At 74.3% G+C, this 20,711-nt stretch carries 19 protein-coding genes and 4 tRNA genes; 13 read left to right on the top strand and 10 right to left on the bottom strand.

Going from position 1 to position 20,711, the window contains the following annotated elements; translation table 11 throughout:
- Positions 1 to 48: 48 nt before the first annotated feature.
- Together ACIQTO_RS26310 and ACIQTO_RS26305 are read right to left on the bottom strand one after the other, a co-directional pair.
- Complete coding sequence (locus tag ACIQTO_RS26310) at positions 49 to 1,389, bottom strand: MFS transporter (RefSeq protein WP_402392634.1); 1,341 nt, start codon at positions 1,387 to 1,389, stop codon at positions 49 to 51.
- Positions 1,386 to 3,182, bottom strand: a complete 1,797-nt coding sequence (locus ACIQTO_RS26305; protein WP_402392631.1) for a condensation domain-containing protein — start codon at positions 3,180 to 3,182, stop codon at positions 1,386 to 1,388. Before ACIQTO_RS26305 ends, ACIQTO_RS26310 begins: the two co-directional genes overlap by 4 nt.
- 536 nt (positions 3,183 to 3,718) lie before the next feature.
- On the opposite strand from ACIQTO_RS26305, the gene ACIQTO_RS26300 reads away from it, so the two are divergent.
- Positions 3,719 to 5,005: a hypothetical protein gene (locus ACIQTO_RS26300; protein ID WP_402392628.1), complete on the top strand. Its 1,287-nt coding sequence runs from the start codon at positions 3,719 to 3,721 to the stop codon at positions 5,003 to 5,005.
- A 121-nt stretch (positions 5,006 to 5,126) separates the two neighbouring features.
- Here the strand turns inward: ACIQTO_RS26300 and ACIQTO_RS26295 are convergent.
- From ACIQTO_RS26295 to ACIQTO_RS26280, 4 genes are all read right to left on the bottom strand, one after another.
- Positions 5,127 to 5,200: transfer RNA gene (locus ACIQTO_RS26295), tRNA-Phe, on the bottom strand.
- Between the two features lie 27 nt (positions 5,201 to 5,227).
- Positions 5,228 to 5,301, bottom strand: a tRNA-Asp gene (locus ACIQTO_RS26290).
- Positions 5,302 to 5,367: 66 nt separating this feature from the next.
- Positions 5,368 to 5,440: transfer RNA gene (locus ACIQTO_RS26285), tRNA-Glu, on the bottom strand.
- 112 nt (positions 5,441 to 5,552) lie between these two features.
- Positions 5,553 to 5,894: a metallopeptidase family protein gene (locus ACIQTO_RS26280; protein WP_380577198.1), complete on the bottom strand. Its 342-nt coding sequence runs from the start codon at positions 5,892 to 5,894 to the stop codon at positions 5,553 to 5,555.
- Positions 5,895 to 5,964: 70 nt separating this feature from the next.
- Between ACIQTO_RS26280 and crcB (ACIQTO_RS26275) the strand changes: the two genes are divergently transcribed.
- The 6 genes from crcB (ACIQTO_RS26275) to ACIQTO_RS26250 all read left to right on the top strand — a co-directional run bounded on the left by crcB (ACIQTO_RS26275) (position 5,965) and on the right by ACIQTO_RS26250 (position 11,729).
- A complete protein-coding gene (gene crcB / locus ACIQTO_RS26275; protein ID WP_402392625.1) occupies positions 5,965 to 6,480 on the top strand; it encodes a fluoride efflux transporter CrcB in 516 nt (171 codons plus the stop codon).
- Positions 6,477 to 6,878 carry a DUF190 domain-containing protein gene (locus tag ACIQTO_RS26270; RefSeq protein WP_402392622.1) on the top strand — a complete coding sequence of 134 codons (402 nt, stop codon included), beginning with the start codon at positions 6,477 to 6,479 and terminating at the stop codon, positions 6,876 to 6,878. The genes crcB (ACIQTO_RS26275) and ACIQTO_RS26270 overlap by 4 nt, the downstream gene beginning before the upstream one ends.
- Complete coding sequence (crcB, locus tag ACIQTO_RS26265; protein ID WP_402392619.1) at positions 6,875 to 7,249, top strand: fluoride efflux transporter CrcB; 375 nt, start codon at positions 6,875 to 6,877, stop codon at positions 7,247 to 7,249. The genes ACIQTO_RS26270 and crcB (ACIQTO_RS26265) overlap by 4 nt, the downstream gene beginning before the upstream one ends.
- 249 nt (positions 7,250 to 7,498) lie before the next feature.
- Positions 7,499 to 8,305 (top strand): hypothetical protein, encoded by an 807-nt coding sequence (locus ACIQTO_RS26260; protein WP_402392616.1) that lies wholly within the window; start codon positions 7,499 to 7,501, stop codon positions 8,303 to 8,305.
- 195 nt (positions 8,306 to 8,500) lie between these two features.
- Entirely contained in the window at positions 8,501 to 10,738 is a 2,238-nt protein-coding gene (locus ACIQTO_RS26255) for a DEAD/DEAH box helicase (protein WP_402392613.1), read from the top strand.
- A 154-nt stretch (positions 10,739 to 10,892) separates the two neighbouring features.
- On the top strand, positions 10,893 to 11,729 hold the full coding sequence (locus ACIQTO_RS26250) for a TIGR02452 family protein (RefSeq protein ID WP_402392611.1): 837 nt from the start codon (positions 10,893 to 10,895) through the stop codon (positions 11,727 to 11,729).
- 31 nt (positions 11,730 to 11,760) lie between these two features.
- Here ACIQTO_RS26250 and ACIQTO_RS26245 read toward each other — a convergent pair whose 3' ends face one another.
- Entirely contained in the window at positions 11,761 to 12,096 is a 336-nt protein-coding gene (locus tag ACIQTO_RS26245) for a hypothetical protein (protein ID WP_402392608.1), read from the bottom strand.
- Between the two features lie 147 nt (positions 12,097 to 12,243).
- Complete coding sequence (locus ACIQTO_RS26240; protein ID WP_402392605.1) at positions 12,244 to 13,365, bottom strand: hypothetical protein; 1,122 nt, start codon at positions 13,363 to 13,365, stop codon at positions 12,244 to 12,246.
- A 164-nt stretch (positions 13,366 to 13,529) separates the two neighbouring features.
- On the opposite strand from ACIQTO_RS26240, the gene ACIQTO_RS26235 reads away from it, so the two are divergent.
- A complete protein-coding gene (locus tag ACIQTO_RS26235) occupies positions 13,530 to 14,678 on the top strand; it encodes a low temperature requirement protein A (RefSeq protein WP_402392602.1) in 1,149 nt (382 codons plus the stop codon).
- Positions 14,675 to 15,121: an RICIN domain-containing protein gene (locus ACIQTO_RS26230; RefSeq protein WP_402392599.1), complete on the top strand. Its 447-nt coding sequence runs from the start codon at positions 14,675 to 14,677 to the stop codon at positions 15,119 to 15,121. Before ACIQTO_RS26235 ends, ACIQTO_RS26230 begins: the two co-directional genes overlap by 4 nt.
- A 39-nt stretch (positions 15,122 to 15,160) precedes the next feature.
- On the opposite strand, the gene ACIQTO_RS26225 is transcribed toward ACIQTO_RS26230, so the two are convergent.
- Positions 15,161 to 15,889, bottom strand: a complete 729-nt coding sequence (locus tag ACIQTO_RS26225) for a tyrosine-protein phosphatase (protein WP_402392596.1) — start codon at positions 15,887 to 15,889, stop codon at positions 15,161 to 15,163.
- 56 nt (positions 15,890 to 15,945) lie between these two features.
- Positions 15,946 to 16,752 carry an SDR family oxidoreductase gene (locus tag ACIQTO_RS26220; protein ID WP_402392593.1) on the bottom strand — a complete coding sequence of 269 codons (807 nt, stop codon included), beginning with the start codon at positions 16,750 to 16,752 and terminating at the stop codon, positions 15,946 to 15,948.
- Positions 16,753 to 16,933: 181 nt separating this feature from the next.
- Here ACIQTO_RS26220 and ACIQTO_RS26215 point away from each other — a divergent pair, with 181 nt between their 5' ends.
- From ACIQTO_RS26215 to ACIQTO_RS26200, 4 genes are all read left to right on the top strand, one after another.
- Positions 16,934 to 17,668 carry a DNA polymerase beta superfamily protein gene (locus tag ACIQTO_RS26215; protein WP_402392590.1) on the top strand — a complete coding sequence of 245 codons (735 nt, stop codon included), beginning with the start codon at positions 16,934 to 16,936 and terminating at the stop codon, positions 17,666 to 17,668.
- An 87-nt stretch (positions 17,669 to 17,755) separates the two neighbouring features.
- Positions 17,756 to 17,828: transfer RNA gene (locus ACIQTO_RS26210), tRNA-Lys, on the top strand.
- A gap of 443 nt (positions 17,829 to 18,271) precedes the next feature.
- The gene (locus ACIQTO_RS26205) at positions 18,272 to 20,038 is read left to right on the top strand and encodes an LCP family protein (RefSeq protein ID WP_402392587.1); all 1,767 of its coding nucleotides are present in this window, start codon (positions 18,272 to 18,274) and stop codon (positions 20,036 to 20,038) included.
- A 116-nt stretch (positions 20,039 to 20,154) separates the two neighbouring features.
- Positions 20,155 to 20,601: an SRPBCC domain-containing protein gene (locus ACIQTO_RS26200; RefSeq protein ID WP_402392584.1), complete on the top strand. Its 447-nt coding sequence runs from the start codon at positions 20,155 to 20,157 to the stop codon at positions 20,599 to 20,601.
- Positions 20,602 to 20,711 lie beyond the last annotated feature (110 nt).

Here is a 20,711-nt window from a genome sequence, read left to right as displayed (position 1 = left end):
GGCGCTCACGCGGCGGGCACCCGGTCGGCGGCGGTCGGCGGCCGGCGTTCATGCGGCGGGGGCCCGGTCGGCGGCCGGCGTGACGGCCCGCAGGCCGCGGATCGCCGGTACCGCCGGCAGCGCGACGCAGCAGCCCAGGGCCAGGACGGTGGCCCCGATCAGGACGTGCTGCCCGCCCAGCCGCTCGGCCAGCGGCCCGGCGAAGGTGCGGCCGAGCGCCATCGCGGCCAGTGAGCCGGTGACGTCGTAGGCGTACATCCGGTTCAGCAGCGCGGTCGGGACCTGCGTCTGGACGGTCGTCGCCCAGATCACGCCCCAGAACGCGCAGCCCACGCCGGCCGCCGCCCACCCGGTGGCGACCGCCCACGGCGGCAGGCCGAGGGCCGGTGCCAACGGGTAGACGGTGAAGAGCGTCAGCGCCGCGGCGCCCGCCAGCAGCGGCCGTTGCGGACGGGCCTTCATCGCGATCGCGCCACCCACCGCGCAGCCGCCGCCGAAGGCCGCCATCGCGGCGCCGTAGGCGGTCGCCCCGTGCTCCTCGATGATCATCACGCCGCCGAGTGCCAGCGACACCCCGGCGACCGTGAAGCCGTAGACGGTGTAGAGCGAGATCACGCCCCAGAGCCAGGTCCGGGCCCGGAACTCGCGCCATCCATCGGCCAGTTGACGCAGCAGTGAGCCGCCCTCGGCAGCCTGCGGCACGAGCTTCACCCGCAGGGCGAGCAGGCACCAGCCACTGATGCCGTACGTCGCCGCGTACACCGCGAAGACCGCCCCGGGCGAGAGCCCGGCGACCATGGCACCGGCCAGGGCCGGGCCGAACAGCGCGGCCAGTGCCTCGGCGACCCGCAGCGAACCGTTGGCCCGCTGGACGTCCGTCGACACCGCCGGCACCATCGACGCCACGCCCGGCTGGAACATCGCCGTCGCCACGCCGCTCACCACCTGCGCCGCGATGATCTGCCAGAGCGAGGGCGTGCCCAGCAGGAAGCCGAGGGCGACCACGCTCTGCACCACCAGGCGCACGCCGTCGGCCCAGACCATCAGGCGGCGCGGGGTCAGCCGGTCGGCGAGCGCCCCGCCGAAGAGCATGCACAGGGCCAGCGCGGCGGTCCAGGAGCCGAGTGCGTAACCGACCCCGCTCGGGCCGTACCCCGCGTCCAGGATGCCCACCGAGAGGGCCACCGGCAGCATCGCGTCGCCCAGCATGGCCACCGTGCGGGCGGTGAAGAAGAGCCGGAAGTCGCGGCTCCAGAGCCGGTCGGGGGACGGCTTCCGCGGGGGCGTGTCCGGGGGCGTCGCGGGCGGCGAGCCGGTGCTCCGGTCGGTGCTCCGGTCTGTGCTCCGGTCGGTGGGGGCGACGGCGGGGGCCTCCTCGACGCTGCTCACCGGCCCGGCCCCTCGGTCAGCACGGGCAGTGCCCGCCAGGCGTCGGCCGCGTCGGCTCCGGGAGCGTCCGGCGCCGGACCGGTGTGCACGACGTACCACTGCGGGGTGATGGCGCTCGGCCGGCCCGGCAGCAGGTCGAGCATCCGCCGGTGCACCCCGGCCGGGTCGGCCGGGTCGGTTGCGCCGTCGGCTGCGGGCCGGTCCCCCGGCGCGGCCAGGTGGCAGACCAGGCGGTGGCCGAGCCGCTCGTCCGGCTCGGCGAGCACGAGGTGCGGCCGGTCGCCCAGCACGTCGGCGGCCAGCCTCCGCACGGCCACCAGGTCGACCCAGCAGCGGTCGCTGCGCACCCAGTCCGCGCCGCGCCGCACCGGCGTCAGCGCGGTCAGCCCGGGCAGCCGGTCCAGTGGCAGGTCGCCGTCGGCCGCCGCGGCCAGCAGCCGGACGAACGAGCGCCCGAACTCGGCCGCCTGTCCGGCCGTGAGCACCTGCGGATCGGCCCAGAGCCCGAGGTCCAGCCAGTCCTCCAGGCGGTGGGCGATCAGCACCAGCCGGCTCGGCACCAACTCGGCGGGCAGCGGGTCGAGCCGCAGGTCGAGCGTCTCGTCGTAGTCGCCCCGGTCCTTCTCCTCGCCGGGCGTGCGCACCGAGGGGAACCGTCGCCCGGACGGGCCGGCGGTTCCCCTGCCGAGCGCGCTCATGTCGTTGAAGACCAGGTCGCGGGCGAAGGAGATGCCGCGCTGCGCGCCAACCCCGTTGATCACCTCCCAGGCCCGGATCGGGTCGAACCAGCTGGCCCGGTAGGCCCGCATCGCCTCGGCCCGGCACTCCCGGGCCAGCTGGTCGAAGGTCTCCGGAGCGGCGGTGTCGAGCAGCAGCACCGCGTCCTGGGCGAGCGTCCCGAAGTAGCCGCGCAGCTCCTTGACCACCCGGTTGGCGGAAAGCGAGGTGATCGCGCAGTCCGGTTCGGCCACCCGCCGGGCGACCAGCGCGCCGAAGGCCGCGAGCGTGATGACCGAGCGGGAGACCCCGGTGCGTTCGGCGATCCGGCCGAGGTGCTCGGCGGCCCGCTCCGAGACGATCCGCAGCCCGGTGTGGTGCCAGTCCTTCTCCGCCGGGTCGGTCAGACCGGGGAGGGCGAAGGCGGCCTGCGGCACGGCGCGCATCCGGGCGTCCCAGTAGGACAGCGAGGACTCGGTCAGCCGGCGTACGCTCGGCCGCTCCTCCAGGGCCACCACGTCGATCGGCTGCAGCGCGGCCGCGGCCGGCAGCTCGCGGCCGTCCATCAGGGCGGCCCACTCCTCGACCAGGATCTCCCAGCTGGTGGCGTCCATGGCGGTGTGGCAGACCACGCACACCAGCAGCGCGGGGGCTCCGCCGGAGAGCACCACCGCCAGGCGGACCGGCAGGTCGGCCTCCAGGTCGAAACCGCCGGTCCGCAGCTCGCGGGCCAGGACGACCCCGGTCTCGGCCGGATCGCCGTCGGCCTCCACCAGCAGCAGGTCCAGTGAGCCCTCGCCCGCCACCACCTGGACGGTGTCCGGGCCGATGCCCGGTGCGATCCGGTAGGTCGTGCGCAGCGACTCGTGCCGCTCCAGCAGCACGCCGACCGCCGCCTCGACCCCGCCGAGCCCGGTGCCGTCCGGGACGGGCAGCACCGAGGTCAGGTTCAGATGGGACGGGTCGTCGTCCACGATGACCGCACGCAGCAGGTTGGTGAGCCCGAAGGCCAGTGGACCGCTGCGGGCGGAAAGCCCCGAGAACCCGACCTTCGACAACAGCCTCTGCTGTGCCATGCCGCTCCGCCTCCTCCGCGCCTCTGGGCCCGGGAAGGAGCCCCGGGCCTCGTGCGGTGCAAGTGAAGGCAGGGGCGGAGGCGGGCGGCCAGGAAGCGGGGTCGGCAATATTGCCGGTCCCGCTGGCGGCGCGGACGGGCCTGGAGTGCGGCGGCCCGCCGGCGGCCCCGCTGACCGGAAGCTTCCGATCCGTCCGGAGTTGCCGGTCGTTTGCCTCCCCGGTGCCGGTCGAGCCGGTCCCCGGGGCGGGTGCCGGCCCTGCGGCTCCGCGGGAGGGTCGCGGACCGGCGTGGAGCCGGTGCGCGAAGCCGGTCCGAGAATTCTTCGAACCCACCTGCAACCCCGGCGGGGGATGCGCGTCTGGTCAAGTGAGAGGCACGGAAGGGAACACCCTTCCGACGGCGGGGGGATCTTCCGCCCGTGACCCGGTGGTTCACGGGCCGCCTCAGCCGCTCACCCGATCACCCACCCAGTCACCGACGGCGCCGCCGACCCGACGTTCGGCGTGCCCGCGACCAGAAGTTCCAGGGGGAACCATGTCCAGCACCATCCGTGTCCGCCGTTCGCGCCGCACCGTCACCGCTGCCGCCGCCCTCGGAGTCGTCGCGCTCGGCGGCTCGCTCGCACTCCCGGCGCAGGCCGCCTTCGCCGGGAGCGCGCCGGGTGTGAAGCTCGCCGTCCAGGCACCGGCCTCGGTCGGGTTCGCCGGTCAGCCGGTCGCTTTCACCGAGACGATCACCAACACCGGTGCCGAGGCCGCCACGTACGTGCTCTCCCTGTCGACCACGAGCGAGCTGGGGACGCCGCCGGAGTCGATCACGATCGACTACAAGGACCCGGCGAACGGCGCGTGGACGTCGGTGCCGCTGGCGTTCCACGTGGGGTCCGGCGCGGCCACCTACGACGGCACGGTGCGCGGCATCACCGTCCCGGCCGGCAGGACGGTCAAGCTGAGCATGCGCATCGGCGCGCCCATGGGCCTGCCGCACCAGGGGGCCTCCAACGGCGGCTTCCGCTCCATGGTCCTGCGTTCCGTCGTGACCCTGCCGGGATCGGACGTGGCGCCGGCCGAGCAGGTCAAGACGATCAAGGTCGAGTCCATCCGTACCTCACTCGCCTCGGTGCCCGCCACGGCGGTCGCCGGCGGCGCGCCGATCGAGTTCGACGCCGTCCTCGCGAACCCCACGCCGTCCGCCTACATCAACCTCGGCAACGTGCTGTTCAGCGACGCCCACGCCACCGTGCAGGTCCGCAAGGCGGACGGGACATGGACCACCCTGACGAAGGTGACCGGCGGAACCGACGGCGACCCGACCGGTGTCTACCTGCAGGGCCGCGACTCCACCATCGGCGCCGGGAAGACCCTGGTGACCCGGGTCCGCGTGTCGTACGACCGGAACACGCCGCTGGGGGCGAGCGCGATCAGCCCGTGCGTCTTCGTCAACGAGGGCTCCACGCCCTTCCAGGGGACGACCCTCTGCGGCCAGGGCAGCCAGGTACGGGTCGTCGCACCGACCGGGGCACCCGCCGAGCCGACCGCCACACCGGCTGCCAAGGTGCCCGCCAAGGTGCCCGCCAAGCCGGTGGCGAAGGCACCGGCCAAGCCGGTCGCCGAGGTCCAGCCCGCCGCCGTCCCGGCCGCCCCGGCCACCGCCGCCACCCCCGCCGCCCCGGCCACCGCCGCCACCGCCGCGCCGCTCACCGGCGAACTCGCCGCCACCGGAGCCGAGTCCAACCTGGCCCCGGCCGTCGCCGCCGCGGTCCTCTCCACCCTCGGCGCCGGCGCGGTCCTCCTCGCCCGCCGCCTGCGCCGCCGCGCCTGAGCCACCGCCGCTCCCGTACCGCCCGCGCGACCGGCTCACCCGAGCCGGTCGCGCACCGCCCGGTGCACGGAGCACGCGAAAGGCCCCGGAGAGTGAACTCTCCGGGGCCTTCCCAGTGCGGTGGCCAGGGCCGGGGTCGAACCGGCGACCTTCCGCTTTTCAGGCGGACGCTCGTACCAACTGAGCTACCTGGCCGTACTGCACCGTCTCTTGCGAGACGAGCGATCCCGACGGGACTTGAACCCGCGACCTCCACCTTGACAGGGTGGCGAGCTAACCAACTGCTCCACGGGACCTTGTGTGGATTGCTCCACTGAGGTCTTGCTAGGTCTTGCGCACTGCACTTTACTACGGTACTGCTGTGCCCCCAACGGGATTCGAACCCGTGCTACCGCCTTGAAAGGGCGGCGTCCTGGGCCACTAGACGATGAGGGCTTGCGGCCTGTCCCGCTGTTTCCAGCGTTCGGGGACGTCGAGAAGCATATGGGATGTCGGGCCGATCGCCAAAACGGGTTTGGGCCGGCCGGGTGGAGGGCCCGGCGGGCGGTCAGGACCAGCCGAGCTCGTCGAGTTCGTGGTCGTCGAAACCGAAGTGGTGGGCGACCTCGTGGATGACCGTGGTGCGGACCTCCCCGACCACCTGCTCGCGGGTCTCGCAGTGCCGCAGGGTCGGGCCCCGGTAGATGATGATCCGATCGGGCAGGACGCCCGCGTACCACTCGCCGCGTTCGGTGAGCGGGGTGCCCTCGTAGAGGCCGAGGAGCTCCGGGTCGGCGGGGTCCGGCTCGTCCTCGACGAACACCGCGACGTTGTCCATCATGGCCGCGAGCTTCGGGGGGATCTGGTCGAGGGCGTCGCTGACCAGCGTCTCGAACTCTTCCCGGGTCATCTCCACCCGATCATTGTCGGGTCTGGGGTGACGGTGTGCCAGGCGGTGGAGGCCGGTGTTTCATGGGCCTATGGCGACCTCGGAGGACGCGGTGGACGACGCGGTGGACGCGGGCGGGGCGGGCGGTGCGCTGCGGACGGCGCCCGCGCCGGTGCCCCCACGCCGGGCGCCGGTGCTGAGCGGCCAGGGGCCCGCCGTGGCGGTGGTCGCGCTGGGCGGGGCGGTCGGGGCGTCGGCCCGGTACGGGGCCGGGTTGCTCTGGCCGACCGGGCCGGGGGGCTTCCCGTGGACCACGCTGACGGTGAACGGCGCGGGCTGCGCGGTGATCGGGATCTTCCTGGTGGTGATCACCGAGGGGCGGCCCGCGCATCCGCTGCTGCGGCCGTTCTTCGGTACGGGGGTGCTGGGCGGGTTCACGACCTTCTCCACGTACGCGGTGGACGTCCGGCAGCTGCTGGCGCAGGGGCGGCCCGGTGCCGGGGCGGCCTACCTGGGGCTGACGCTTGTGGTGGCGCTGACCGCGGTCTGGGCGGCCGCCGGGGTGACGCGCCGTCTGGTCCGGCGCGGGGCAAGGAGGCCGGGATGACGCGGCTGACCGGTCCGGCGCTGCGGCTGACCGTGCTGGTGGGTGAGAACGACCGCCGGCACCACCGCCCGCTGTACAGCGAGATCGTGCACCGGGCACGGGCCGCCGGGCTGGCCGGGGCGAGCGTGTTCCGGGGCATCGAGGGCTTCGGGGCCTCGTCGCTGGTGCACACGGCCCGGCTGCTGTCGTTGAGCGAGGACCTGCCGGTGGCGGTGGTGATCGTGGACACCGAGGAGCGGGTGCGGGCCTTCCTGCCGCAGCTGGACGAACTGGTGGTGGAGGGGCTGGTGGTGCTCGACCCCTGCGAGGTGATCCGGTACGTCGGGCGCGACGGCGACAGCGGTGGCCTCGGCGGTCCCGCAGGCGACGCCGGCGACGGGACGGGGGCGGGGCGGTGAACTGGCTGCTGGTGGTGGTCGGGGCGGTGGTCGGGGCGCCGCTGCGGTACCTGACCGACCGGGCGGTGCAGGCCCGGCACGACTCGGTGTTCCCGTGGGGCACCTTCACCGTGAACGTGGCCGGCTGCCTGGTGCTGGGGCTGGTGACCGGGGCGGTCGCGGCCGGCGCGGCGTCCTCGCACGGCCAACTCCTGCTCGGGACGGGGCTCTGCGGGGCGCTGACGACCTATTCGACCTTCTCGTACGAGACGCTGCGGCTGGCCGGGGGCGGGGCCGGGCGGTACGCGCTGGCCAATGTGGTCGGCAGCGTGGCGGCGGGGCTGGCGGCCGTGTACGCCGGGGCGGGACTGGCCTCGGCGTTCTGGGGGTGAGCGACCGGGTGGGCGTCCGGGCCGTGTCCGGGCCTGGCCCGGGGGCTGCCGGGGGCTGCCGGGCCTCGCCGGGGGCTGTCCGCCGCGGTCCGGTCCGGGGGTTTGAACCGGCGGGGTTGCGCCGGGTGGATGGCGTCCGGGGCTTCCTGTCGGACCGCCCGTGTCCCGTGGCCCGGGGCGCGCGTTGGGCACCGAAAGTGCCGCGCGCGATGGCGGCGGCCCGGGTGGGGCGGCGGAAGAGGGAGCTCGGTGGCGGCGATGCGTTCGGTGCGCGAGGTGGGCGCTCAGGAGGAACGTTCGGCCGGTCGTCCGGCGGTGGTGCGTCCGGCGGTGGTGCGGGCGGTGGCGGTCCGGCAGGCGGAGCCCAGGGCGGTGGCGGTGCGCAACGGTGTGGTGCGGGCGGCGGCGGTGCTGGCGGTGGCCGGACTGGGGCTGACCGGGTGCATGTCGGTGGGGCCGGGCGCGGACGAGAAGCACGGCGCCGTCCCGGTCGGACAGGCCGGGACGGTGGGCAAGGCCGGTGGCGGGGCGTCGGCCTCGCCGACCGGCGGCCGTCAGGGTGGTGTGTCCGGGCGCCCGGAGCGCCCCGGGGGCGTGCAGGTGGCGAACACGCCGGGGGCAGCTCCGCCCCCGGCCCAGGGCGAGGTGTCTCCCGGCGTGAACGGCGCGGTCGCCGGTGCGGACACGGCGCAGGGCGCTGTGCCCGGCGAGGCCGCGCCCGGCGCGAACGGTGCCGCCGGGGGCGTGAGCGCCAGTAACGCACCTCACTCGGGCACCGGTTCCTCCGTCGGCGGGACGACGGCCGACACGGGTGGCACAGGCGGTACGGGAGGCGCCGCGGGCACCGGTGGCAGCGGTGGCTCCAGCGGCGGTACGGGCGACGGGCGGTCCGGTGGCGGCACGGCGACCGGCCCGGCGGCGAGCCCGACCGCCCGGCCCTCGGCCTCCCCCGACGCCAGCCCCGTCACGCCCGCCCCGCCGGTCACACCGGCCCCGGAGCCCTCGGCCGGCAACTCCGGATCTTCGGCCCCGAGCCCCGGTTCGGGCGGGCACTAGCGCTCTGGCCAGTGCATTTGCCTCAGATCCCCAGGTTCCCCTATGGTGGTAGATCGTTCGTTTGATTCATTTGACTGGCGCCCTAATTCCCATCTGGCGCCCTTGGCGCGTACCGGCGATCCGTGGCTGACCGCATAGAGGCGGTTGTGAAACAGAACCCGGACTTTGGCGCGTGCCACTTCCGGAAGGTTTTGCATGTCTCTCGTTGACGACGCCCGCTTCGCCATGCCCGCGAGCGAGTCCGCCGCCGATGTCACCCCCACCGATGCCCCCGAGGTCGAGCTGATCGACGCCGACCAGGACATCGACCTCACCGCCGACCAGGACGCCGCCGACGAGGCCGCGTCCGAGGAGAGCGCCGAGGCCGCCGAGCCCACCATCACCTTCAGCGACCTGGGCCTGCACGACGACGTCGTGCGTGCCCTCGCCAAGCGCGGCGTCACCACCCCGTTCCCGATCCAGGCCGCGACCATCCCGGACGCGCTGGCCGGCAAGGACGTGCTGGGCCGTGGCCGTACCGGCTCCGGCAAGACCCTCAGCTTCGGCCTGCCGCTGCTGACCCGCCTCGCCGACGGCGAGCGCACCAAGCCCAAGCACCCGCGCGGCCTGATCCTCGTCCCGACCCGTGAGCTGGCCATGCAGGTGGCCGACGCGCTGGAGCCGTTCGGCTCGGTGCTCGGCCTCAAGCTCAAGGTCGTCTGCGGCGGCACCTCGATGTCGAACCAGATCTACGCGCTGGAGCGTGGCGTCGACGTCCTGGTCGCCACCCCCGGCCGACTGCGTGACCTGCTGAACCGCGGCAGCGCCAAGCTGGGCGACGTCCGGACCGTCGTGCTCGACGAGGCCGACCAGATGGCCGACATGGGCTTCCTGCCCGAGGTCACCGAGATCCTCGACCAGGTGCCGGCCGGCGGCCAGCGCCTGCTGTTCTCCGCCACCCTGGAGAACGAGATCGACACCCTGGTCAAGCGCTACCTGAAGAACCCGGTCACCCACGAGGTCGACCCGTCGGCCGGCGCGGTCACCACCATGACCCACCACATCCTCGTGGTGAAGCCCAAGGACAAGGCGCCGATCACCAACGCGATCGCCGCCCGCAAGGGCCGCACGATCATCTTCGTCCGCACCCAGATGGGCGCCGACCGCGTCGCCGAGCAGCTCATCGAGGCCGGCGTGAAGGCCGACGCGCTGCACGGCGGGATGACCCAGGGCGCCCGTACCCGCGTCCTCGGCGACTTCAAGGACGGCTACGTCAACGTCGTCGTCGCGACCGACGTCGCCGCCCGCGGCATCCACGTCGACGGCATCGACCTGGTCCTGAACGTGGACCCGGCCGGTGACCACAAGGACTACCTGCACCGCTCCGGCCGCACCGCCCGGGCCGGCCGCTCCGGCGCCGTCGTCACCCTGGTGCTGCCGCACCAGCGTCGCGGCGTGTTCCGCCTGATGGAGGACGCGGGCGTGGACGCCTCGCGCCACATCCTCGACCACGCCTTCGACGCCGAGGTCGCCAAGATCACCGGCGCCCGTTCGCTGATCGAGGTCCAGGCCGAGAGCGCCGCCGGCATCGCCGGTGCCGCCGAGCGCGAGCTCGCCGACATGACCCGCCAGCTGGAGCGCGCGCAGCGCCGCACCACCGAGCTGCGCGAGGAGGCCGACCGCCTGGCCGCCCGTGCCGCGCGCGAGCGGGCCGACCTGGGCATCGAGGACGAGGCGCCCGCCGCCGAGGCCGAGACCGCCGAGACCGCCGAGACCACCGAGGCCCCCACGGAGACGGCCGCCCCGGTCGCCGCCGTGACCGAGGAGCGGGCCCCGTCGTACCGCGAGGCGCGCACCGAGCGCCCGGCGTACGGCCGTGACCGTGACGACCGCGGCCGTGATGACCGCGGCCGTGACGACCGCGGTGGCCGCTCCGGTGGCTTCAACCGTGACGACCGTGGCGGCAGCCGTTCCTTCGGTGACCGTGACAACCGCTCCGGTGGCTTCAACCGTGACCGTGACGACCGCGGTGGCCGCTCCGGTGGCTTCAACCGTGACGACCGCGGTGGCAGCCGTTCCTTCGGTGACCGTGACAACCGCTCCGGTGGCTTCAACCGTGACGACCGTGGCGGCAGCCGTTCCTTCGGTGACCGTGACAACCGCTCCGGTGGCTTCAACCGTGACGACCGCGGTGGCAGCCGTTCCTTCGGTGACCGTCCGGCCCGCACCTTCGGTGACCGCCCGGCCTATGGCGACCGCGACAACCGCGGTGGCGGCAGCACCGGCAGCAGCAGCAGCCGTCCGTTCGCCCGCCGCGACGACCACCGCTCCGGTGGCCGCCCGCAGGCCTCCGGTGGTTTCAACCGTGACCGTGACGACCGCGGCGGCCGCTCCGGTGGCTTCAACTCCGGTGGCTTCAACCGCGACGACCGCAAGCCGCGCTGGAAGAACTGACGCCGCGTAGCGCCTCGCACTGACGCCCGACGGGCCCGCTCCACTTCGGTGGAGCGGGCCCGTCCGCGTTCCCGCCCCGGCCGGCCCGGCTGTTGTTCTGCCGGTGAGAATAACCTGTGGCGCGGGGGAGCCCGGCTCCCGTACGGTCACCGTCATGAGCAGCAGACTGCACAACGTGGCGGTGGTGAACGAGGAGATCGCCGAGCGGGGGAGCTACCGGGCGGCCGGCGGCGAGCTCGTCCAGGTGGCGGAGCACGTGGCGGCGGCCAGGGCGGGGACGGTGTCGTACGCGCCACAGGCGCTGGACGCGCTCCTGCGGGCCGGCGCACCGGGCCCGGCGGCGTCGGGGCAGCCGGCCGTCGAGGTGACGGCCGAGGGCAGTACCGGGGCCGCCCGGCGGCTGGTGGAGGCCGGGGCCGGCCGGGTGGGCGTGCTCAACTTCGCCTCGGCGCGCAACCCGGGGGGCGGCTATCTGCGCGGTGCCCGCGCCCAGGAGGAGGACCTCTGCCGGAGCGCCCTGCTGTACTCCTGCCTGCTGGAGGCTCCGGACTACTACGAGGCGCACCGGGCCTCCGGCGACCTGCGGTACAGCCACCGGGTGATCGTCTCGCCCGACGTTCCGGTGATCCGGAGCGAGCGGGGGGACTTGCTGGCGCGGCCCTTCCCCGTGACCTTCCTGACCTCGCCGGCGCCGAACGCCGGCCAGTTGGAGAGGCGTTCCGAGAGCGTGGACGTCCGGGGCGTGCTCGCCGAGCGGGCGGTCCGGGTGCTCGCGGCGGCGGCCCGGCACGAGATCCGCGCGCTGGTGCTGGGGGCCTGGGGCTGCGGAGTGTTCCGCAACGACCCGGCGCAGGTCGCGGAGGCCTTCGAGGGGGCGCTGGCCCAGTACGGTTCGGCCTTCGAGCGGGTCGTGTTCGCGGTCTGGGACCGCACGCCCGTCTCGGCGAACCGGGCCGCCTTCGAGGCCCGGTTCGGCGCGGCCGTCGGCTGACGGACGACCGCGCCGGGAGCGGCGGGGCGCCTCAGTGCTCGCGCGCGCCCAGGGCGGTCGCGGCGGTCGAGGCGGCGGCGACCACGCCGGTGACGGCGAGGACGGACGGCCAGGCGCCGATCTTCTTCGCCAGCGGGTGCGAGCCGCCGAAGGCCGCCACGTAGAGCCCGGTCAGCGCGGCCGCGGTGGCCGCGCCCGAGTGGCGGTGCCACTGCGCGGCGGCCCCGGCACCGGCCACGGCCAGGACGGCGCCGCCCAGTTCACGCCGACCGGTCCACCGGGCGACGCCGTAGCCGCCGACCAGGCCGCTCGCCGCGGTCAGCGCGGCAGGCGCGGCGGCCGAGAGTACGTGCGGGATCCTCGCCATCGTCGACTCCACTCCTCAGAATCCTCGGGTCCGTCCGACCATAACCCGCCCGGTTCCCGGTTCGGTTCGCGGCCCGGTGCCGGGTTCGGCGGCCGGCGCGGCGCTCCCGGCGCCGCCGCCCCCTCCCCGGCCGCCCGACGGGCGCCGCTACCGGAACGCCTGCTCGAACGGGAGGGCCTGAGCCACCCGGGAGAGCCGGTCCGCGGCCTCGGCCGGCGCCAGCACCCGCTCCAGCCGGAGATCCCCCGGGACCTGCTGGATGAACCGGCCGGCCGACCAACTGCGCTCGTACGCCTGCGGGTCCAGCACCAGGGTGCGGAGGCCGTCCACCACCGGGATGTCGGCCGGCGTGCCCTCGTTCCAGATCCACGTCCCGTCGGGCGCGACCAGGTTGAACGAGCCGTACGCGGTGACCCGTCGGCGACCGTCCAGTTCCCGGGTCCGGCTGAGCGCGACGACCTCCGGGTCCGGCAGGGGACCGGGCAGCTGTCCGCCGCCGATCAGCACGTCGGCGAGCAGCGTGTGCAACTGGAAGTTGTCGGTCAGGCCGTCCATCCGCAGCAGGTAGCCGGTGCCGCTCGGGCGGTCCAGCACCAGCAGCGGCTCGTCGTCGAGCGTCTTCGCCAGGTGGAGCAGGCCCTTGAGGTCGTGCCTCCCCTCGCCGTACCGGTCGATCAGTTCGACCAGGACGTCCGTCACGCCGGAGGCCCGGGCCGCGGTGCGGACGGCGGTGTGGCGGTAGACCGCGAACGAGGCCATCTGCCACAGGTGCAGCGTCCACCAGCCGATCACGGCCCGGTGCGCGTGCCGCTCGTCCAGCCGGTCCGGGTCCTCGATCCGGGCGTGCGCCAGGCCCGGGTCGTCCTCGTCCGGGTCGGGCAGCTCGCCGCCGCCGGTCTCCCGCCAGCGGTCCACCAGCAGCAGCGCGCCGCTCAGCGCCCCGCGCAGGCCCGCCAGTACGTGGTCGGCACAGGCCGACGGGTCGGCGCCGCGCTCGACGCAGGCGCCGACCATCATCGCCAGCTGGGCCCGGGGGAACGGCGGGGTGTCCGGGAGCAGCGCGGCCAGCCGGGGGCCGACCGCGGCGGACTCCCGTTCCCCGGCCGGTCCCAGCAGCCCGCCGAGCCGTCGGAACGCGGCTTCGAGGTGTTCGGCGTCGCCGGCCGCGGTCGCCGCCTCCAACGCGGCTGTCGCCCGGTCGAGGGTGGGCTGTTGACGGTCCGACGGATCGGCGGACCCGTCGTGCGAGGCAATGCGGTCGGACACCATTCGCCGCAGCATAGGCGTCCGTCCGGACACCCCGGGCGCCGGGTGGCGGCGCACCCGCCTGCCGTCCCCGGCGAACCCTCCGTCCCCGACCGGTTCGAGGCCGCGTCGGTCCGTCTGGCGAAATCGCCCGCGCGGGACGGGCGGTGTGATCCATACTCGCGCGGGTGACCGCGACCCGCGCCCTGACGGCCCCCTCCACCGCCGTGGCGGAACCCGCTCTGCAAGTGGCCCCGCTCGAACTCTTCCTCGATCTCGTCTTCGTCTTCACGATCACCCAGCTCACCGGGAGTCTGGTCCACCACCTCACCGTGGGTGGTCTTGCCCAGGTGATGGTGATGCTGGCCGTGATCTGGTGGATGTACGACGCGTTCATCTGGCTGACCAACGCCATGCCGCCGAGCACCCGGGCGCGGCGCGGCCTGCTGATGCTCGCCATGGCGGGCTTCCTGGTGATCTCGCTCGCCGTCCCGCACGCCTTCGAGGGCAGTGGAGTCGCCTTCGGCTGGGCGTACCTGCTGGTGGTCGCCGTTCACACCGGGATGTTCGCGGCCTCCGGCGTGGTGCTCGCCTCCGTCCTGCGGATGGGTGGGCTCAACCTGGTCGGCACCGCTCTGGTGGTGGCCGGCGGCTACCTCACCGGGGTCCCCCAACTCGTCTGCTGGGCGGGCGCCTTCGCCCTGCAGTTCGCGGTGCCCCGACTGGTCGACCTGCCGCGGTTCCAGCTCCGTTCGGACCACTTCGTCGAACGCCACGGACTGATCGTGATCATCGCGTTCGGCGAGTCCGTGATCGCCATCGGTGTCGGCGCCGGGACCGCCGACCTCACCCTCCCGCTGGTGGCCGTCGCCCTGTTGAGCCTGACCGTCTGCGTGGGCCTCTGGTGGGCCTACTTCGGCCACGACGACGACTCCCGCGCCGAGCACCACATGGCCGCGCTCCCGGCGGAGCGCCGCAACCGGCTCGCCGTCAGCGTGTACAACCTCGGCCACTACGGGCTGCTGCTCGGGGTCCTGCTCTTCGCCACCGGGGTGAAGTCCGCCGTCGCCCACCCGGACGCCCCGATCGGCACCGCCCAGGCCTCGGCCCTGGCCGGCGGCGTCGCCCTCTTCCTCGTCGTCAACACCGCGGTGCGGCGGACCTTCGCGCTGACCCCGAACCTCCCCCGTCTGCTCGCGGCCGGCGCGCTGGTGGGCACCGTCGAACTCGGCACCGCCGTCTCCGCGCTGGCCCAGGTGGCCGCCGTCGTCGCGGTGCTCGGCGCGGCCTTCGGTCACGAGGCCTGTCGGCCCCGGGTGAGAGACTCCACCCCGTGACTGAGCATGTGATCACGGACGGCCTCTACCGGGTGCGCAACGTCGGCAGCGGGCTGCTGCTGGAGGTCGCCGACGGGAGCCGCCGCAGCGGCGCCAAGGTCGTCCTCGGGGTGGAGAGCGGCTCCGACGCCCAGCTCTGGCGGCTCGCCGCCGTCCATCCGGGCGGCGCCCTCTACCACCTGGAGAACGCCGCGAGCGGCAAGCGCCTCGACGTCACCGGGGCGTCCCCGGAGGACGGCGTGCTGATCCAGCAGTGGTCACCCAATGCCTTCGGGGCCCAGGAATGGCTCCTCGAACACCATCTCGACGCTCCCGGCACCTACACCCTGACCAGCTTCATCAGCGGCAAGCCGCTCACCGGCACCACCCCCGGCGACCCGGTCGAACAGCGCGAGGAGACCGACTCGCCCACGCAGTGGTGGCACCTGGAGCGCCAGGGGTAGGGCGGCGCACCGGCCGTCCGGCGGCCTGCGGTGCGGTCGTCAGGCCGAGAGGTTGGCGCGGAGGGCGGCCAGGTCGGCCTCGGTGGTGCCGTGGGCGTGGAGGTAGTCGGCGACGGAGCCGTGCCGGGCGCGGATCCAGCTGAGCGACGAGGCCAGGAGCGGGGCCGCGACGGGGCGGGAGACGCGCTCGGTGCCGGTCTCGTCGACGTAGGGGGTCGGGCCGTCGAGCAGGCCGAGGCCGGCGTTGGAGAGCAGGAAGTCGGCCATCAGGTCCGCGTCGGAGGCGCCCAGCAGGGACTGCACGACGGCGATGGTCAGGCCGGTGCGGTCCTTGCCGACGGCGCAGTGGACGACGGCGGGCACACCGGCGGGGGCGCCGAGCCGGCGGATGGCGGCGACCAGGGAGGGACCGGCGGTCTCGGCCATGAAGGGGTAGAGCTCGGCCTGGTCCTCGGGCCACGGACGGTCGACGTCCTCGCGGTTGGCCGGCAGGGTGGGCAGGCTGACCGCGTCGTGGGAGAGGCCGAACCGCAGGTCGGGCCAGGTCTCCGTCTCGAAGGGGCTGCGCAGGTCGATCACGGTCCGCAGACCGAGGTCCTTGAGCCGCTGGGCGCCTTCCGGGGTGAGGTTGTGGAAGGAGCCGGAGCGGTAGAGCACGCCCGTGCGGAGGGTCCCGACGCCCCCGGCGTCGCGGAAGTTGCGCACGCCGGGGATGTCGAGGAAGGCGGACGGCAGGTCGGGTTCACGGTCCGGCAGGTCGTCGGTCATGGGCTCCACCGTACGGGCGGGGGAGCCGGCCGGGGAAGGAAACGGACCACGAGGTCTCAGCGACCGCCGGAGACGTCCAGGAAGGTGCCCGTGCTGTACGAGGCGGCGGGGGAGAGCAGGTAGAGGATCGCCTCGGCGACCTCCTCCGGCTGCCCGCCGCGCCGCATCGGCAGCCCGGGCGCGACCCGGTCGACCCGGCCGGGCTCGCCGCCCAGCGCGTGGATGTCGGTGTGGATCAGGCCGGGGCGGACGGCGTTGACCCGGATGCCCTCGGCGGCGACCTCCAGGGACAGGCCGCGGGTCATCGAGTCGACCGCGCCCTTGGCGGCCGCGTAGTCCACGTACTCGTTCGGCGAGCCGAGCCGGGAGGCGGCCGAGGAGACGTTGACGATGGCGCCGCCGCGCCCGCCGTACCGGGTGGACATTCGGCGGACGGCCTGCGCGGCGCAGAGGAACGGACCGGTGATGTTGGAGGCCCAGATCCTGGTCAGCCGGTCCTCGTCGATCTCCTCCAGCCGGCACTGCTTCTCCAGCGAGCCGGCGTTGTTCACCAGGGCCGTGAGCGGCCCCAGTTCGGCGTCCACGGCGGTGAACAGCCGCTCGACCTCGGCGGTCCGGGTGACGTCGGCCCGGACGGCGACGGCGGTGCCGCCCTCGGCCCGGACGGCGTCCACCACGGCGGTCGCGGCGGCCTCGTCGGAGCGGTAGTTGACGCAGACCCGGTAGCCGCGCCGCCCGGCCAGCAGGGCGGTGGCGGCGCCGATGCCGCGACCGGCACCGGTGATCAGGAGGACCTCCGGCCGGTCGACCGGGCCGGACCGGTCGGTGGCGGCGGGCACTGCGGCGGAAGGAAGGGAGGACATGGTTCGAACGCTACCCGGTGGCCGGCCGGCCAAGCCGGCACGGCGGTAGCCGCTCGACGCGCCGGAATTCGCTCGCCCGGCGGGGGCCCGGCGGGGCAGACTCCTCGGACCGCCGGGGCCCGGCGTCCGGCGGTCCGCCGCCCGAGATCCGACCTCCGAGATCCGATATCCGAGGAGAACCATGCCCCCCGCCCCCGGCACCGTCCTGCTCTCGGGCATCGTCGGCTCGACCGCGTACGGCTTCGCGCACGCCGGCTCGGACATCGACCGGCTCGGCCTGTTCGCCGCCCCCACCGAGGACTTCCACGGCCTGGGCCGCCCGGCCGAGTCCCGGGTCACGACCGAGCCCGACACCACCCTGCACGAGGCGGCCAAGTGGTGCCGCCTGGCGCTCACCTGCAACCCGACCGCCTCCGAACTCGTCTGGCTGCCGGCCGACCTGTACGAGGTGCGCACCCCGCTGGGCGAGGAGCTGATCGCGATCCGCGGCTCCTTCCTGAGCGCCGCGGCCGTCCGGAACTCCTATCTCGGCTACGCCGACCAGCAGTTCCGCAAGCTGCTCGGCCGCGACACCGCGGACCGGGTCGGCCGGCTCCGGGCGGCCAAGCACGCCCGGCACCTGGTCCGGCTCATCGAACAGGGCGTCCGGCTCCACGAGACGGGCGAGAACCTCGTGCGGCTGCCCGACCCGGAGCGGATCCGCGCACTCGGCGACCGCATCGCCGAACACCCCGCCACCGCCGAGCCCCTGCTCAGCGCCGCCGCCGAACGCCTCGCCCGCCCCGGCGCCCTCCCGCCCGCCCCGGACCCGCGCCCCGCCGAAGCCTGGCTCCACCGCGTCCGCGCGGCCCACTACACCCCGCCCGTCCACTCCGCCCCGCCCGCCCGCACCCCGCCTGTCCCGGCCGCCCGCTGAGCCCGGCGCGTCCGCGCAATCCGCTGGCGGAGCCATGGGCGCCACCGGGTAGGATCGCCCTGGCCCGCTCCGCACGGGGCGGGCCACGGGCCGCTAGCTCAATTGGCAGAGCTGCGGACTTTTAATCCGTAGGTTCAGGGTTCGAGCCCCTGGCGGCCCACCGTGAAGGCCCAGCGTCGGACAACTCCGACCTGGGCCTTTCGGGTTCCCGGCGGCGGTCTGCCGGTGGCCCCGGAGGGGTGGGGCGGGCCCGGGGGTGCGGGCGGCGGCGGGCGCCGGGTGAGTGGTCGTCAGGACGTCCCGTCCGGGCCGGTGGGCGGTGGCTCGCCCGAAGTGCCGTCGGTCCCGGGGGACATGGGGTGGCGCCCGGGTCGTGTCTCGCCGGCTGTTCGGTGCGGCTGGATTCATATGAGCGGCTTGTATGCTCCGAACGGGGCTTGCTGTGGCTACAGGGGCCCCGGGGGTGAGGCGGGGACAGCCGCGGCGGCGTTCGTCGGTCATTACGACCTTCGTATGTGCAACCCGGGGGCGATCCAGGCCGTCTTCCTTGTGTGCAGAGCGCCCGGTCGTGCGGCGCAGCGTCCGCCGGTGAAAGGGACTCGGATGTCAGGTCAGTGGGGCGAGGGCCCGGCTCGTGGCGATGACGCGCCCGGTGCGCTCACGACCGAAGGCGGCGACGGCGCGGTGCCGCAGCCGCGGACCGGGGGACGGGCGCAGGCCCGGCGCGCGGCCCAGGGCAAGGGCGCACCGGCCAAGGGAACGCCGGGCACGGGGGACCAGGCCGGCGGGGGACGGGCGGCGGCCCGCAACAGCCGCAAGCCCAAGAAGAACGTGAAGAAGATCGTCGCCTGGTCGGCCGCGGGCGTGCTGGTGCTGGTCGCGGGCGCGGGCGGCGCGATCTACCTCAAGCTGAACGCCAACATCAAGACCTTCGACGCGGACGCGATAGCCGGCGACCGGCCGCCGGAGGCGCAGGCCGATGCCAACGGCAACAAGCCGGTCAACGTCCTGCTGATCGGCTCCGACAGCCGCGGCAAGGACAACTCCGACCTCGGCGGCGGGGAGGAGGACGGTGGTGCCCGCTCGGACACCACGATCCTGCTGCACGTCTACGCGGACCACAAGCACGCCGTCGGCATCTCCATCCCGCGCAACGCGATGGTGCCGATCCCGTCCTGCAAGCTGCCGAACGGCTCGTGGAGCAAGGCGGTCACCAGCGATCTCTTCAACGCGGCGTTCTCCAAGGGCGGCAGCGACGACGGCAACCCGGCCTGCACCCAGAACACGGTGGAGAAGCTCACGGGCATCCGGGTCGACCACACCATCGTGGTGGACTTCCAGGGCTTCTCCGCGATGACCAAGGCCGTCAACGGCGTGGACATCTGCCTGCCGCAGCCGATCTACGAGGGTGACATCAACCCCAAGCTCCCCAAGAAGGGCAAGGTCGTCCTCCCGCAGGGCAAGCAGAAGGTCGAGGGCCAGCAGGCGCTCGACTACGTCCGGCTGCGGCACGGCATCGGTGACGGTTCGGACATCGGCCGGATGAAGCGCCAGCAGGCCTTCCTCGGCTCGCTCGCCTCCAACATCAAGGGCCAGGGCCTCAACCCCACCACCCTGCTGCCGCTCGCGGACGCCGCCACCAAGTCGATGATCGTCGACCCGGGCCTCGGCTCCGCCGACAAGCTGCTCTCCTTCGGCCTGTCGCTGAAGAACATCGACCTGCACGAGCTCAAGTTCATCACCCTGCCCTGGCGCTTCCGCACCCAGGACAAGAACATCGACATCATCCAGTCGGACGCCAACAAGCTCTGGGAGACCCTCAAGGCCGACCGGACCATCGACGGCCAGAACGCCACCGGGGAACAGCCGGAGGCGGCCGCCACCCAGGGTGCGCCGACCACCCCGGCGGCCCCGGTCGCGTCGAGTTCGGCACCCGGGCCGGCCGCCGACGCGGGCAACGCGGCCGTCAAGGTGACCGTCTACAACGGGACCACCGTCTCCGGCATGGACGGCAAGGCCAGCGAGCTGCTGAAGGGGGCGAAGTTCGCCGCCACCAAGGCGGGCCCCGCCGCCGTCACCAAGTACACGACCACGATGGTCGAGTACGGCTCCGGGCAGAAGGCCAACGCCGACAAGGTCGCGGCACTGTTCCCCGGGGCGAGCGTCGAGGCCGCCAAGTCGCCCGGCATCACCGTCATCGTGGGCAAGGACTTCGTGGCCGCCAACGGCGACGCCGCGGCCGCCCCCGGCACCCCCGGCGCCTCGGCCGCCCCTTCGGCTCCGCCCTCGCTGCCCCCCAGCGTGACCAACGAGGCCCGCTCGGCGGACGACGACATCTGCGCCAACACCACCTACGGCGGCGGCGGGTAGCAGCGGGAAGCCACGGACGGCGACCACGCCGGGCCCGGGGCGCGCCGGCCCCGGGCCCGTGCCATGGTGGCCGGAGGGGGACCAGCAGGGGGGCGCCGGCCCGAAAGGCGGACCTCATGGCCGAGATCGCCCTGCAGATCGACATCGCGGCGCCGCGCCCCGTCGTGCTGGCCGCGCTCGACAGCCACGACGGGCTGACCGCCTGGTGGACCACCGAGGTGGACCGGGACGGCGATGTGCTGCTGCTCGACTTCCCGGACGTTCCCGAGCCGTTCCGGCTCCGCCGTGAGCGCGCCGACCGGGACCGGGTGGTCTGGACGAACGTGGGCACCTTCCCGCCGCACTGGGCGGGCACCTGGATCAGCTGGGACCTCGCCGACCAGCCGGACGCGGTCGACCGCACCCGGCTGCTGCTGCGCCACGGCGGCTGGCAGCCCGGCAGCGAGGACGGCGTGCCGCTGGTGGCGGGCACCTGGGCCGAGCTGCTGGTCCGGCTCAAGGACTACGCCCAGAGCGGCAAGGCGCAGCCGTACTTCGTGAAGCCGCCGCAGCACACCTCGTGACCGCCCGGCCCGGGCGGGCCACACCTGCCGGCCCACACCTGCCGGCCCCGGGTCCACCCACCGGCCGCGGTCCGGTGGCGCGATCGCGGCGGCGCGGCGAGGGTGGGCGG

The sequence above is a fragment of the Kitasatospora sp. NPDC091207 genome (assembly GCF_044768625.1).
Classification (GTDB): domain Bacteria; phylum Actinomycetota; class Actinomycetes; order Streptomycetales; family Streptomycetaceae; genus Kitasatospora.
Note: the sequence above shows the minus strand (reverse complement) of the source record. Positions and strands in the feature narration are given on the sequence as shown.